We start from the raw sequence: 14,419 nt of genomic DNA, 5'->3' as shown, positions 1-14,419 counted from the left end.
CTCTCAAGTAATTTAAGCTTTATTTTGATATTATTTCTTTTCAGTTATTTTCAATCTAAAGTATATACAAAAGTATACACACGAAAAAACGAGCTCTAAGCCAAGGAATATAAATGAGTTTTACAACTGATAGCCAATTAAAATTTTTAACTCTTACAGATGGTAAAAAAGAACAATATGTAAAAGATGGAAGTGCTACAAATCTTTTTATATTATTACGAGAAACTAGCAAGGCTTTTATATTTAGATATAAAATAAACGGAAGCAAGATTAAAAGCATCACCATAGGGCAATACCCATCTATATCGCTAGCAGAAGCAAGACAAAAGGCTAACGAGTTTAAAGCTCTACTAGCTAAAGGGATAGACCCAAGAGAATACACAAACGAAAACGAGCTAACCTTTCAAGATATAGCGGATAAATGGCTACAAGATAGAGCCAAACAAAAGCTAACCAATTATAAAGATATACAAGGGCGACTAAATAACCATATATTACCAAAGATAGGCAATATCAAAATAAAAGATTTAAAGCGAGATAAGCTAATAAAGTGCATTTTAGAAGTAAAGCTAAAAGGAGCGGGAAAAGATGGACACGAGACTAAACAAAGAATATTTATACTTTTAAAAGATATTTTAAATTATATCGCTATCCAAGGAATTATCCAAGATTATACCAGCCCACTAGCGGGATTTAAATTTAATAATATTTGCAAAGATAAACACGAAGTAACAAACCATAGATTTATAAAAGACCCTACAAAGCTAAGAGAGTTTTTAACCGCTATTGATAGCTATAAAGGCAACATTTTAACAAAATACGCCTTACAGCTAGGAGCCTACACGGCTTTAAGAAGCGGGACTATAAGAGCACTCAAGTGGGATTATATAGATTTTAAGCAAAATATCATCAATATCCCAGCCGAGTTAATGAAAATGAAAAAGCCCTTTATAATGCCTATCAGCTCACAAGCAAAGGCAATTTTAAAAGAGCTAGAGACCTACCGGCTAGGCCAATATCTATTTAGCATTAATTCAAAAATAATGAGCGAAAACACGCTAAACAAAGCTATAAAAATCCTAGGATTTGGAGATGAAGCCACATTTCACGGATTTAGAAGCCAATTCTCTACTATTTGTAACGAACACACACAAGACCACGGGCTAACAAGTGAAGTAATAGAGCTATGCCTTGCCCACGAAGATAAAAACAAGGTTAGAAGCACTTACAATAAATCCGAAAGACTACAAGAGAAAGCCCAATTAATGGAGTGGTATGGAAATTATATTAATAATCTAAAAAAGAGTAACTATTGACAAGCTAAAAAAAATATTATAGAATTAGAATTGTAATTAAAGAGTTATAGCCAAGAGATAGCAATTTATTTATCTTTAAGGTTTGTAACTTTATAATTACAACATAAAAAAGGAGCAATCCTAAGATAATTAACTTTTTAATGTTATGTTAGCTAAGATTTGGTTATAACTCCAATCAATAAAACACTTCGCCAAAAGTTTTTTTTATTGATGGAATTATAACCTATTGGAGCTTAAACCCCGCTTATACAATTGTCAAGTTGATTAAGCCCTTATTCTCTTATACTAACACATTAAAATCATTAATTACGGATGGATATTCTCCTTTAAAAATTATATTTTAGGAGAACTAAATGAGTAATTTGGATAAATTCCAAAATAATGGCGGTATCGTTTTATTAGATACTAAGCAATTAAAAACCCTACTACACATCAAAGGAGACGCTACATTATGGCGTTATTTAAAAGACGGGATAATACCACAACCAAGATTAATAGTAAGCAGGAGCAAACGCTTATGGGCTTTGGATGAAGTTTTATCTTATCTAAGCAAAAATAACGGGGGTGAGATATGAGCCCCGCTAAAGCTATAATCGCCCCAAGAGTTAGGGGAAGTAATAGGAGCATTAAAATGCTTTTAAATGCCTTGTTGGATGGTAAAAAGATTACCAACCACGAAAATAGTAAATACGCTACCAATAGCGTTAAAGATATTTTGGGCGATTTAAAGCGAGATTATGGCTTAAAATTGCTTGATGAGTGGGTAAGAGACCCTAAAACGGATATTAGATATAAAAAATATTATATCAATAAATCCGGAGTAGCATATGCTCGTTTATTGCTTAGCTATTTTACTACAAAGAATAGAGCAATCCTTGCCAAGCTCAAAATCAGAGCAAAGGAGCCTAAAAATGGATAAAATATTAGGGGCAATTATCATTCAGTCCCTAATAAGCGTTTTATGCTTTATTTGTGCCGGATGTTTGTATTTAATCCGCCATCTATAAGCTAAATACGCAAGATAATCAAATATAAATAAATCGATTTTAGACCTAAGGAGATATCCTAATATCTCTTTAGGCGTGTAATCCTTTTGTAAATCACATATAAAAGGATTTTAATGGCGTTTAGCCTTATAGAAGCGATTTATCAAAGCATAGGCGAGAAAGAAGCACAAAAAGCCCAAAGCAATATCACGCAATTTGCCCAGCCTAGCTCTCTTAATTGTGATAGCTTAAGATTTATAGCTACCAAAAGTTTTTATAGCAAGTTTAGCAAATGGCTAAAAGATTTAAATATACAAATGCACGAAACGCAAATTAACGATAAAAAGTTTAATCTATTTGACCTTTATACCCCACAAGCTCCAAAAATAGCTTTTAAATGCAAAATAACCGACAAGGTAACACTAATCACCTATTACTCTAGCATTAGCTTTAAAAAGGCAAGACAAGCCAAAAGAACATTAAATAATTTTATCTTTATAGAGCTACACGGATTAGCACAATACAACCCACAATCAAAAATCCCAATAAAGCTAACCAACCCCATCATAAGAATTTTAAAATATATATTCAAATATTGCGATAATCTAAAGGAGCGTAAAACGCTAAATTTACTTAGCTTTGATATAGCATTAGATTATCACGATAACGAGCCAATAACAAAAGAATATGCAATAAACAAAGCCGCATATTTAGAGCATATACCAGCCGATTTTAAAACCTACCAAGAGAGCATTTACATACAAACCGATAAAAAGCATAATGCACCTAATATCAATAGCAACTTACAAAAAATTATAATTTATAGCAAAACAACAAAAAACGCCCTATCCTATCCGCTCAACCGCTTTGAGCTAAGATTTTTAATAAATGACTAAAAATAAGTGACTAAAACCTATAGTAGCCAGTAAAGCTATATGAACCTAATTCACCCAGCTTTAAAGGGTGCAGTATTTTGCCACGCCCTTTAAACTCCAAGCCCTAAAAGTCAATTTAAGTGATAATTGTTACCAAAATCCCGCCTATGCTAATAATTAATTATTCTTAAATAAAAAATTAATTAATCATCAATATTTTTTTAATAGTGTGAAAGGAATTGAAATAAGTCCCCGCACTATTTCGGGGTTTTTGTAACTTTACAAAATGGGCTTAAAGCACTATACGCACGAGCGGGGGCGGTATTTGGCTTTTTGGCTCTCTAATGGAGATAAAACTAAATTATAAATTCTCTACCAATTTCATTTACTTTACAGCTCCCATAAATAGAGAGTTTAGAGAATATAGGCTATATAATCGGGGCTTTTTTCTTGCCTAAACAACACTAAATCAAGTTAGCAATCATATCTAAATCCTATATGACCTAACCGGCAGTTACCCCACCCAGCTAATTTACTATTTAAGCATTTTTAGATATAATATCGCTATTCAAATTAGCTTTTAATATCAAAGCTATTTTTAACCATATTGATTTTTAAATAATCTTAATAACCTATAATCATAGGCTATTAACTTTTAACTAAAAATCAAGGGATAAAGCTATCCAGATTAAATCTAGACAGCTTATTAAAGCGTGTACATCAGATGTACGCCCTTTACAAAGTCAAAGCTCTCCACGCATAAGGTGGATAGCCAAAACACAAGCTAATACAACCCCAATCTAATCAGCCAAAAAAGATAAAATCTAAAGCAAAATAAAAGGGGTGATTTTATCAAAGTATACATAAAAGTATACACACGCAAACCTTAAGACCTTTAGCTAATAGCGGTATAATAGATATTAGAGCCATTTTCTAATTGCTCCAGCATCCGGATCCACTTATTTCTTGAATATCCATATATTAATCAATTATCAGTTTTAATAAATATCAATTAACTAATATATAGCTTTAATTAATTCTATACAATGACTAAACAAAATACACTTTGCTATTTGATAATATTAATTTTTAGAGTTTATAAATCCTATCTAGATAAAATTTATAAACTCCTTTTAGCAATAAGCTATGCTTCATTTGACTAAAGTATTTAATTTAGATTTTGTATGCAATATTTTCTTTAGCTTTTCGTTCAATACAAAACACTATTCTTCTGTTGTACTCATATTCTTGGAATTTATCATATCTATAGTTTTAATATTTTATGCTCTTTAATTATTAATTGGCTCACTATTTTAATTAAGCTAATATACTAATGATTCATAAATCTAAAAATCAAAGTATATATCAATAACAAAAATTCTCACCAGATGAATAACATTCATAGCTATCTATTGCCTCTTGAATCTTATTACGAGATTCGCTTACTACACACTTTGTATATCTCTCTAAATCTTTAATATAATCTTCTACATCATCTCTACAAGAATTTTTAAATGTTTTAAAAGATGTCGATGAACCAATACATATAGGTTTCATTGGCTCTCTACAATAACTATATAAAGTAGATACTAAAACTAAAGAAACAAAAATATATCTAAACATATTACGCTCCAAAATAAACATATAATAAAATAAAAAATAGATTCTACAATAAAAGAACTTATATAGAAATTACCTCTTAGGCTAAATCAAAAGTTAAAGGATAAGCTAAACATAAGAGTTCTTATTATTTTACATAGTTATAAACTATGCAATAATCTTTTGCATTGCTTTAATTAGCACAGTTTACTTTATTAATATTATTTTTTAACTAATCTAATCGTTTTATTGCTTATATTTACTTAATTTTTATCTATTTTATATCCTTAGCAAATGTGATAATAAACTCGCTTCCCATATCTTTTTGGCTTTTTAGCTTTACTTTGGCGTGGTGCATATTTAAAACTGATTTAACTATTGATAGTCCTAATCCTGTGCCACCTACTTTTTTGCTATAACTTTTATCCACGCAATAAAATCTCTCAAATATCCGCTCTTGTGAGCTTGGCTCAATTCCTATGCCACTATCTTTTATGCTAAGCTCTACACAATCTTTTAAATTTTTTATCTTGATTTTGACATATCCGCCTGGGTGATTGTATTTAATAGCGTTATCGCATAGATTGAAAATAGCGTGTTCTAATAGCTCCTTTGAGCCGTGTATATAGGCCTCTTCAAGCTCAAATTTAAACTCAATATCATATTTTTTAGCTACGCTTTTTAAGTTAGAATAGACTTTTAAGAGTAGATTTTTAAGCTCTACTTTGGCAAATGGGATATTCTTAGTGCTAGATTCATCTAAAAATGATAATTTCAAAATATCTTCTATTAGGTGTAATAATCTTTTAGATTCATTATAAATTGTATCTATAAAATGCGGAATATCATCACTTTTTACAAGATTATTTCTAATCATCTCGGCATTTCCCATTATAGAAGTTAGCGGAGTTTTAAGCTCGTGAGTTACATTAGCGCTAAATTCTTTGCTTAAATTTTGGTTTCGCTTAAACTCTGTAATATCGCAAATAACGATAATTAGCCCTTTAAATTTGCCTTTTTGCGAAAAAATCGGCGAAAAGACAATCTCACACTCCACCAAAGTCTCTTGCATAAATACTATCTGCTCTCTTATCTCGCAAGATATCTTGCCATCTTTGAAATCTCTTAAATTTTGTAATAAAAGCTTTAAAAATAGATCATTTTGAATTTGAGATATATTTGTATTTTTAGCCAAATTTGAAAAATATCGCTGAGCACTTGGATTTATGCTTAGTATCTCGCCGGAGCGATTGATGATGATAAGACCATCTTTCATACCTTTGGTTAGGGATTGTAGCTCTTGTCTTTTTTGTTTTAGATGCTTAAATTGGCTTTTGATAATTTTGTTTTGTTTTTTGAGAGTTTCTATCAAAACTCTAAGCTCTGGATATGGTAAATTCTCATCTAAATTCTTTAAATCTATATTGTAAATTGGGCGTAAAATTATATGCGTAAGGTATTTAGCTAATAAAAATGAAAATATCAGCACCGCTATAATCTCAGCAACAATATAAGGGATAAAGCTCATAAATATCGCATATAGATAATCTTGTTCTTTTGAAATTCTTAAAACAAATTCCCCTTTTTCATTAGAGATTTTAAGCCCATAATATAAATTTCGCTTTAAAAGTGTATTGGAATAGCGTATATTTGTGGATTCTCCATCTTCTATCGCCTCTTTAAACTCGGCTCTATTGCTGTGATTATCCAAATTTAGATTATTGGCAAAATTATCATATATCACAACTCCATTTTGGTCAATTATGCTAATTCTATAAGTCTCATCTAGGTCTTTTAAGCTTTGTATAGAGCCATTTTGGATAGATGATAAAACCTCACTTTTAATGCTATAAGCATAATTTTTCAATCTATCAAAAAGCTCATTTTTAAGCACAGATTCTATAGAAAATATCAAAAATATATTGATAAATAAAGCTAGTGCTAATGTAGAAAAAATAATGAAATAAAATACCCTTTTTTGCATCCTACTCTCTTACTAACTTATAGCCAACTCCGTGAATTGTCCTAATCATATCTGACATATTGCCAAGCTTTTTTCTTAGTGTTTTAATATGCATATCTATCGTTCTACTCTCTTTATCATAGCTATAGCCCCATATCATCTCCAAAAGCATATCACGGCTAAAAACTTGATTTGGATTTTGTAATAAAAACCCAAGTAATTCAAATTCTTTTAAGGTTAATTCCAAAGGCCTGCCATCAACCTTAACAATATGATTTTTATATGAAAACTCCAATCCATCAAAGCTTATATCGCTATTTGGCTCTTCTTTGGCTTTGCGTCTAGAAATCACCCTAATACGAGCCAAAAGCTCCATCACTCCAAAAGGTTTTGCGATATAGTCATCTGCACCTAGATCAAGGCCTTTTACCTTATTTATCTCACTATCAAGAGCTGTAAGCATCAAAACGCAAATATCTTTATATTTAGCACTATTTTTAAGATCTTTTAAAATCTCAAATCCATCACCATCTGGAAGCATAACATCCAAAACCAAAATTTGAGGGATTTGATCTTTTAAAGCTTTATAAAAATCTTTAGCTAGGCTAAAGCCTTTTACTGGGATATTTTGGGATTTTAAAGCATAGCAAATAAGATCTAAAATCGCCCCTTCATCTTCTAAGACATAGATCACTTAAATTCCTTTAAATTTACCAAATTATAGCAAACTTACCCAAATTTCCCCATAACATAATCTTGAGTTTTTTTGTTTTTTGGTTTGTTAAATACATTTTTTGTATCATCGTATTCGATCACTTCGCCCATCAAGAAAAACGCCGTTTTATCCGAAATTCTATGAGCTTGTTGCATATTGTGAGTTACTATTATGATTGTATAATCTTTTTTGAGCTTTAAGACTAACTCCTCTATTTTGGCCGTAGATATAGGATCAAGTGCGCTAGTTGGCTCATCCATCAAGATAACTTCTGGATCTACAGCTAAGGTTCTAGCGATACATAATCTTTGTTGTTGGCCGCCACTAAGCCCTAAAGCCGAGCTATATAATCTATCTTTTAAATCATCCCATAAAGCAGCGTCTTTTAAGCTCTTTTCTACTATGCTATCTAGGGTATCTTTATCTTTTACGCCATGAGTCTTAGGGCCAAAGGTGATATTATCATATATGCTCATAGCAAATGGATTTGGCTTTTGAAATACCATTCCTACACGCTTTCTAAGCAAATTTATATCATAATCTTTGCTATAAATATCCCTATCATGAAACAATATCTCCCCTTCAATCTTACAACCTTCTACTAAATCATTCATACGATTAAGGGTTTTGATAAATGTAGATTTACCACAACCACTAGGGCCAATAAAGGCCGTAACTTCGCCTTTGGTAATCTCCATATTGATATTTTTTAATGCGTGAAATGTCCCATAATGTAAATTTAGTTTATTAATATCAAAGCACTTTTTCATCAACTATCCTTTAAAATCTTTTTAGCTACAAAATTTGAGATAAAATTCATAAAAAATACAATAACAATAAGCACCATCGCCGTGCTATAAGCTTCATTTATGTGAAGGCCTTCGCTAGATATAGCATACATATGAACGCTTAGAGTCCGCCCAGAATCCAATGCCCCAGCGATTTGCGCTACACTTCCAGAGGTATAAAGTAGCGCCGCACTCTCACCAACTATCCTACCAATGCTTAGGATAACACCGGCCAATATCCCAGCTGTGGCGCTAGGCAAGATGATAGCAAATATAGTGCGAAGTTTGCTAGCCCCAAGAGCCAAAGATGCCTCTTTATAACCCATTGGGACAGATTTTAGAGCCTCTTCGCTACTTCTTAAAATCAAAGGCAAAATCATAATACTAAGAGTCAAAACCCCCGCTATAAAGCTAGTTTTAAATCCAAAATATATAACAAAAGCAAGATAACCAAATAACCCATACACAATACTTGGAATTCCCACCAAAGTATCAGAAGTAACCCTAATGAGATTTAAAATTTTGCTATCTTTTTTGCTATATTCATTTAGATAAATCGCCCCAAAAATCCCAAGCGGCATAGCAATAGCCAAAGAGCAAATAACCATATTTATAGTATTTATAAGTGCTGGCATTAAAGAGACATTTGTGCTATTATACTCCCACTCAAAGAGACTTGGCGAGATATAGATAATCCCTTTGATGAAGATAAAAAGCGTAATCCCCAAAAATACAAATAAAACGCTAAAAATAGAAAATTTAAGTAAAAATGATAAAAATATAGATAGATAATCCCTACTCACTTTTTACCCCCTTTTAAAGCGCTAAAGCTAATATTTATAATCAAAATAAAGACAAAAAGCACAACCGCATTAGCTATCAATACATCTTTATGTAAATCTGCTGCATAGCCCATCTCAAGCACGATATTTGTAGTTAGAGTTCTTACTCCATCACTTAGTGAGTGCGGGATTTGGACTTGGTTACCTGCTACCATGATAACGGTCATCGCCTCGCCAATAGCTCTACCAACGCCTAAAATCACAGAGGCCAAAATACCGCTTTTGGCTGCTGGGACTATAGCGAAAAAGACAGCTCTCTCAGGCGATGCCCCAAGGGCCAAAGCTCCTTCATAATAACTCTTTGGTAAAGCCTCAATCGCTGCTTTTGATACTAAGATAATTGTAGGTAAAACCATAATTGCCAAGATCAAAGAAGCTGCCAAAATACTCTTTCCAGATACACCATCAAAGATATTAGATACCAAAGGCACCACTATCACAAGCCCGAAAAATCCATAAACAACAGATGGAATAGCGCCTAATAGCTCAACGGCTGGCATGATAATCTTTTTTAACCCTTTTGGGCAAAAATATGCCAAATACACAGCACTCAAAACCCCAATAGGCACGCCCAAAACTATAGCCAAAGCCGTTACATATATACTTCCTACAATCATAGGAAATATACCAAATATCTCCTCATCTGGATACCAATCCATACCAAAAATAAACTCCAAAAAGCCTATTTGTGATATAGTTGTAAAAGCGTTAAAAAACAAAAATAGAGCTATAGCGCCAACAGCAAAGATAGAAAAGCCGGCGCTAAGGGCAAAAAGCCCTCGAAAAAATCTCTCTTTAAGCATTATTTTACTTTTTCCCAAGTGGTAATATCGCCTGTAAAGATCTTTTTAACACTATCTTTGCTTAGCGAGTCGATTGGATTTGATTTATTTACTATTACAGCTAGTCCATCTAGGGCTAAAACTTGAGTTTTTAAGCCATTTTTTAACTCACTATCTTTAAATTCTCTTGATACCATTGCGATATCGGCTATTTTTTCTATAGCTGAGTTAATCCCTGTTGTAGAGTCGCTTTGTTGGATCTCTATAGTTGCGTTTGGATTTAGTGATTTATAGCTCTCTTTTAATTTTTCCATTAATGGAGTAATTGAGCTAGACCCAGCAACTACAATTTTACCGCTAGGTTTTTTTGAGCTAAATTCATTATCATATAGTGCGATATAGCCAGCTTTTTGGATTATGCTTTTAGCTTGATTTGAGCTAGTGTAACCTAAAAAGTCATTTACTAACTCATTATCGCTACTTATAGCTAGATTAAATGGGCGAAAAACTGTGTAAGATTTGTTATTGATATTTTCTACACTTGGTGCTACACCATCTATTTTAACAGCTTTTACTGAATCATTTAAAGAGCCAAGCGAGATATAGCCAATAGCATTTTTTGAGTTTGCAACTGTGGTTATCATAACGCCTGTTGAGTTTGTAACTTCAGCTTTTTTAGAAGTTGCGTCGATTTTTTTCTTACCAACTTGCTCTTTAACATCAAATATATCCACAAATGCGCCCCTTGTACCAGAGCCCATCTCACGAGATATAGGATAGATATTTTCAGCTAATAAATAGCTATTAAGACCAAATAGCACAAATAGTGCAACGAGATATTTTTTAACCATTTTAACTCCTTGAATTTTAAGTTGCAAAATTATAAATAATAGTTGTAAAGTCAAAATGTAAAAAATGTAAATTTGATGTAAAGTTTGAAAATTTAAATTTAAAAGAGTTTAATCTTAATTATGATAAAATTACTCTTTTTTAAATTTAAGGATTTTTTGATATGATAAGATCAGTTTTGCCGCTTGGATTTATCGCAGCTTCTAGGTTTTTTGGGCTTTTTATTATTTTACCTGTTCTTAGTCTTTATGCGCTTGAGCTTGATGGGGCTAATGAGTTTTTAGCCGGGCTTACTATCGGTGCTTATGCTATTACTCAGATGATTTTTCAACTCCCTTTTGGTAGCTTAAGTGATAGATTTGGGCGTAAATTTATGATATTTGTAGGGCTAATTATATTTATAATCGGCTCATTAATTTGTGCTATTTCAACTGATATTTATACAATGCTATTTGGTAGATTGCTCCAAGGTTGCGGTGCTGTGGGTGCTGTAGCAACTGCTATGATAAGCGATCTAGTTAGCGAAGATAAACGCTCCAAAGCTATGGCTATGATGGGTGGGATGATTGGGATTGCTTTTGCTATTTCTATGATTCTTAGTCCGTTATTAAGCCGTGAATTTGGGCTTTCTAGTCTATTTTATCTATCTATTATCGTAACTATTTTTTGTATATTTTTACTCTTTAGCGCTGTGCCAAAAGAGCCAAAAATTCATCATCACGACCCTAAAATTCCACTCACTAAACTACTTAAACAAAAAGATCTAGCCATAATGAATTTAACAAATCTAATGCAAAAAATGCTTATGAGCTGTGCCTTTGTGGCTATCCCGATAGTTTTAGTAAAATCCTTAGAATATAGCGGAGATAACTTATGGATTGTATATTTGATCTCTATGATTTTTGGATTTTTGGCTATGGGAATGGCAGGATTTTTAGGTGATGGCAAAGGGCATAGCAAGAAGCTTTTATTGATCGGTGTAGTGCTATTTATCATCTCATTTATAGGCTTTGGTGTAGCAAATTCAGCTGTGAGCTTCATCATATTTGTAGTTATATTTTTCATAGGATTTAATATCCATGAGCCAATCATGCAAAGCTGTGCTAGTAAATTCGCCAAATCAAACCAAAGAGGCTCGGCACTTGGTATATTCAACTCATTTGGCTATTTAGGTAGCTTTCTTGGTGGGGCAGTGGGCGGATATCTATTACATAGCTATAATATCATGGCTTTAGCTGCTGTTTTAGCTGTGGCCTCAGCTATTTGGCTTTTAATCTTATTTCAATTAAGCGACCCAAGAATATTTCAAATCATACGCCTTAAAAACGCCGATATATCAATATTAGATAGCGTTAATGGTATAGTAGATCGCTACAAACAAAATGGATATAGTGTAGTAAAATTCAACTCTCATATAATAAGCCGTGATGAGATTATCTCTATTTTAGGAGTAAGCAATGAAGAGCTATAATGAAAATCTACAAAATTTACTAAATCTCGCCCCAAAATGGGACTTTATAGAGAGAGTTTCGCTTGATAGAGCACTTGGGAGAATTTTAGCAGATGATATAATAACCAAAAGTCCATATCCAGCCTATCCAACTTCAAGTATGGACGGCTATGCCATTAAATTTACAAATCAAAATAACAAAATTAAAGTAATAAACATAGCCCCCGCCGGAAATAGCGATGATATTACCATATCTGAAAATGAGTGTGTCAAGACTCTTACTGGCGCCTTAGTATGCGGTGGAGCTGATGCTATCGTGCCTATAGAAAATGTCAAATTAAGCGGTGAGTATATAGAGATTACTAGGCCTGTATCGCAAGGATTTGCCATTAGAGAAGTTGGTGAGAGTTATAAAGAATCAGAGCTACTACTAAGCTCTCGCACCAAACTTGGATATTGTGAGCTAGCTCTTTTGGCTGAATTAGGATATAGCTATATCAATGTCTTAGCCCGACCTAGAGTTGCGATATTAAGCACTGGTAGTGAAGTTTTGGATATAGGCCAAATAAAAGAGCATAAAGCTCAAATTTATAGCTCAAATAGCATATCTATCTCATCTTTACTCAAAGATATGGGATGCGAGCCGATCATCATGCCAATCATCAAAGATGATAAACAAGCGATCCAAACCGCACTCCAAAACGCCCTAATCTCAGCGGATTTCATCATCACCACAGGTGGCGTTAGCGTGGGGGATTTTGACTTTATGCGTGATATCACAAGAGAGTCGAAAATCATCATAGATGGTGCTAGCATCAAGCCTGGTAGGCATATCAAAGTAGCGAAAATCAATGATAAATTTATATTTGCCTTGCCTGGATTTGCCTATTCGGCGATGGTGACTTGTGTGCTGTTTTTTAGAGAATTTATAGAGCATATCTTTAGGCTAAACAAAAAAAATAGATTTAAAGCGATTTTAAAAGATGACTATACCAAAAAATCACTATTTGAAGAGTTCAGTGCCGCTAGTATAACCAACGAAAACGGCACTATCAAAATCTCCACCGCAACCAAAAAATCCGGTAGCTCAGCCATCGTAGGAAATCTCATAAATGGCGGTGTATTGTTAATCTGCCCAAGCGATAAAGATGGTTTAAAAGCTGGTGAAATAGTAGAATATATAGAAATTTAGCCAACCAAAGGGCTAAATTTCAAAACTTCAAAACCATATTTCGCCCCTTCAAAGCCTAAAAATCCTATGGTTCCTTTGATAGATTCATCTATTGAAAGTTTAGCTTTTATATCTTTTTGTCTTAAATGTATATTGATCTCATCGCCATCTTTTAACTTAGCAGCAATCCCAAAGTAATTCCCCGCCCTAAACTCATCGCAATGCGGATGGGTAAATACCACAGCACTATCATAATTTGGGATCGCTTCAAGCTCTATTAATTCGCCATTTAATTCTACCTCATCGCCATTTAAATTTACTATTTTAAAGCCAAATTTGCCTTTAAACAGCGACAAAATCGCCTTTACACTACTCTCATTACTCTCAAAAATCTCATCACTAATAACGCAAATATCACAATTTTTGATAAATTCGCAAATAGACGGCAACTCCTCTTCGCCTATATTTGACTCACCACTTAACTCACCACAATCTAGCTCATCCCAAAACTCCCCGCCAAAGCCAAACTCCAAGCCTATAAGAGCCAAAGCGTAGCTTATAGCACCGATTTCGCACTTGATAAAATTCGCATTTATACTATCATCAAGCGGACTAATCACCATAATTTCATCATTTTTAAACTTATCAACAAGCTTAGGAGATTGTAAAGATAGCTTACTAGCAAGGCTTAAAATTTTCATCTATGATCCTTTAAAATTTGATTAATTATATCAAATTTGGATTATATGAAGTTTAACGACCCAAGTTTATTAAAACAAACAATCAAGTTTTTATAAATTATAAAGTTAATATATTTTATAATAAGAAAATTTATCTATTAGGTAGCAAATATGGGTTATTTTCACAATAAAAAATTATGGATTATGTCGCTTTTAAGGAATAATGCTCAGCATAGAAAACTAAGATCTAGCATTGATTTTTTACAAAATCAGATAGATAAAATTAACCATAACTTGATTAATAATTTTAAAAAACTAAATGAGCAAAATAATATTCTATCTCAAACTTATAGTGCGCTAAAAGATAAAAATATGATTTTAGAAAAAGAAAATCAAAATCTAA

15 protein-coding genes are annotated in these 14,419 nt (G+C 32.7%); 7 read left to right on the top strand and 8 right to left on the bottom strand.

Annotated features, from left to right (window positions below):
* The first annotated feature begins 113 nt into the window (after window positions 1–113).
* The 4 genes from CIGNP109_RS06845 to CIGNP109_RS06830 all read left to right on the top strand — a co-directional run bounded on the left by CIGNP109_RS06845 (window position 114) and on the right by CIGNP109_RS06830 (window position 3,198).
* Window positions 114–1,316: a tyrosine-type recombinase/integrase gene (locus CIGNP109_RS06845; RefSeq protein ID WP_086228709.1), complete on the top strand. Its 1,203-nt coding sequence runs from the start codon at window positions 114–116 to the stop codon at window positions 1,314–1,316.
* 353 nt (window positions 1,317–1,669) lie between these two features.
* Window positions 1,670–1,891: a helix-turn-helix transcriptional regulator gene (locus CIGNP109_RS06840; protein ID WP_086228708.1), complete on the top strand. Its 222-nt coding sequence runs from the start codon at window positions 1,670–1,672 to the stop codon at window positions 1,889–1,891.
* A complete protein-coding gene (locus tag CIGNP109_RS06835; RefSeq protein ID WP_086228707.1) occupies window positions 1,888–2,235 on the top strand; it encodes a hypothetical protein in 348 nt (115 codons plus the stop codon). The genes CIGNP109_RS06840 and CIGNP109_RS06835 overlap by 4 nt, the downstream gene beginning before the upstream one ends.
* A 201-nt stretch (window positions 2,236–2,436) precedes the next feature.
* On the top strand, window positions 2,437–3,198 hold the full coding sequence (locus tag CIGNP109_RS06830) for a hypothetical protein (protein WP_086228706.1): 762 nt from the start codon (window positions 2,437–2,439) through the stop codon (window positions 3,196–3,198).
* Window positions 3,199–4,542: 1,344 nt separating this feature from the next.
* On the opposite strand, the gene CIGNP109_RS06825 is transcribed toward CIGNP109_RS06830, so the two are convergent.
* The 7 genes from CIGNP109_RS06825 to CIGNP109_RS06795 all read right to left on the bottom strand — a co-directional run bounded on the left by CIGNP109_RS06825 (window position 4,543) and on the right by CIGNP109_RS06795 (window position 10,717).
* Complete coding sequence (locus CIGNP109_RS06825; RefSeq protein WP_141031563.1) at window positions 4,543–4,734, bottom strand: hypothetical protein; 192 nt, start codon at window positions 4,732–4,734, stop codon at window positions 4,543–4,545.
* A 316-nt stretch (window positions 4,735–5,050) separates the two neighbouring features.
* Window positions 5,051–6,760: a sensor histidine kinase gene (locus CIGNP109_RS06820; RefSeq protein ID WP_086228705.1), complete on the bottom strand. Its 1,710-nt coding sequence runs from the start codon at window positions 6,758–6,760 to the stop codon at window positions 5,051–5,053.
* A gap of 1 nt (window position 6,761) precedes the next feature.
* Window positions 6,762–7,433, bottom strand: a complete 672-nt coding sequence (locus tag CIGNP109_RS06815) for a response regulator transcription factor (protein ID WP_086228704.1) — start codon at window positions 7,431–7,433, stop codon at window positions 6,762–6,764.
* Window positions 7,434–7,468: 35 nt separating this feature from the next.
* On the bottom strand, window positions 7,469–8,224 hold the full coding sequence (gene pstB / locus CIGNP109_RS06810; RefSeq protein WP_086228703.1) for a phosphate ABC transporter ATP-binding protein PstB: 756 nt from the start codon (window positions 8,222–8,224) through the stop codon (window positions 7,469–7,471).
* On the bottom strand, window positions 8,224–9,045 hold the full coding sequence (pstA, locus tag CIGNP109_RS06805; RefSeq protein WP_086228702.1) for a phosphate ABC transporter permease PstA: 822 nt from the start codon (window positions 9,043–9,045) through the stop codon (window positions 8,224–8,226). The genes pstB and pstA overlap by 1 nt, the downstream gene beginning before the upstream one ends.
* A complete protein-coding gene (gene pstC, locus CIGNP109_RS06800; RefSeq protein WP_086228701.1) occupies window positions 9,042–9,887 on the bottom strand; it encodes a phosphate ABC transporter permease subunit PstC in 846 nt (281 codons plus the stop codon). The genes pstA and pstC overlap by 4 nt, the downstream gene beginning before the upstream one ends.
* Window positions 9,887–10,717: a substrate-binding domain-containing protein gene (locus CIGNP109_RS06795; protein ID WP_086228700.1), complete on the bottom strand. Its 831-nt coding sequence runs from the start codon at window positions 10,715–10,717 to the stop codon at window positions 9,887–9,889. The genes pstC and CIGNP109_RS06795 overlap by 1 nt, the downstream gene beginning before the upstream one ends.
* Before the next feature lie 161 nt (window positions 10,718–10,878).
* Here CIGNP109_RS06795 and CIGNP109_RS06790 point away from each other — a divergent pair, with 161 nt between their 5' ends.
* Together CIGNP109_RS06790 and CIGNP109_RS06785 are read left to right on the top strand one after the other, a co-directional pair.
* Entirely contained in the window at window positions 10,879–12,186 is a 1,308-nt protein-coding gene (locus CIGNP109_RS06790; protein ID WP_086228699.1) for an MFS transporter, read from the top strand.
* A complete protein-coding gene (locus CIGNP109_RS06785) occupies window positions 12,173–13,357 on the top strand; it encodes a molybdopterin molybdotransferase MoeA (RefSeq protein WP_086228698.1) in 1,185 nt (394 codons plus the stop codon). The genes CIGNP109_RS06790 and CIGNP109_RS06785 overlap by 14 nt, the downstream gene beginning before the upstream one ends.
* Here the strand turns inward: CIGNP109_RS06785 and CIGNP109_RS06780 are convergent.
* Window positions 13,354–14,037 carry a hypothetical protein gene (locus tag CIGNP109_RS06780; RefSeq protein ID WP_086228697.1) on the bottom strand — a complete coding sequence of 228 codons (684 nt, stop codon included), beginning with the start codon at window positions 14,035–14,037 and terminating at the stop codon, window positions 13,354–13,356. The genes CIGNP109_RS06785 and CIGNP109_RS06780 overlap by 4 nt on opposite strands.
* A gap of 150 nt (window positions 14,038–14,187) precedes the next feature.
* Between CIGNP109_RS06780 and CIGNP109_RS08670 the strand changes: the two genes are divergently transcribed.
* Window positions 14,188–14,419 (top strand): hypothetical protein (locus CIGNP109_RS08670; RefSeq protein ID WP_236847570.1); only part of this gene is annotated, 232 nt, incomplete at its 3' end.

The organism is Campylobacter sp. P0109 (assembly GCF_002138755.1).
GTDB classification, from domain to species: domain Bacteria; phylum Campylobacterota; class Campylobacteria; order Campylobacterales; family Campylobacteraceae; genus Campylobacter; species Campylobacter devanensis.
The sequence above is the reverse complement of the archived record's forward strand: the minus strand, read 5'-3'. Positions and strand labels throughout refer to the sequence as shown.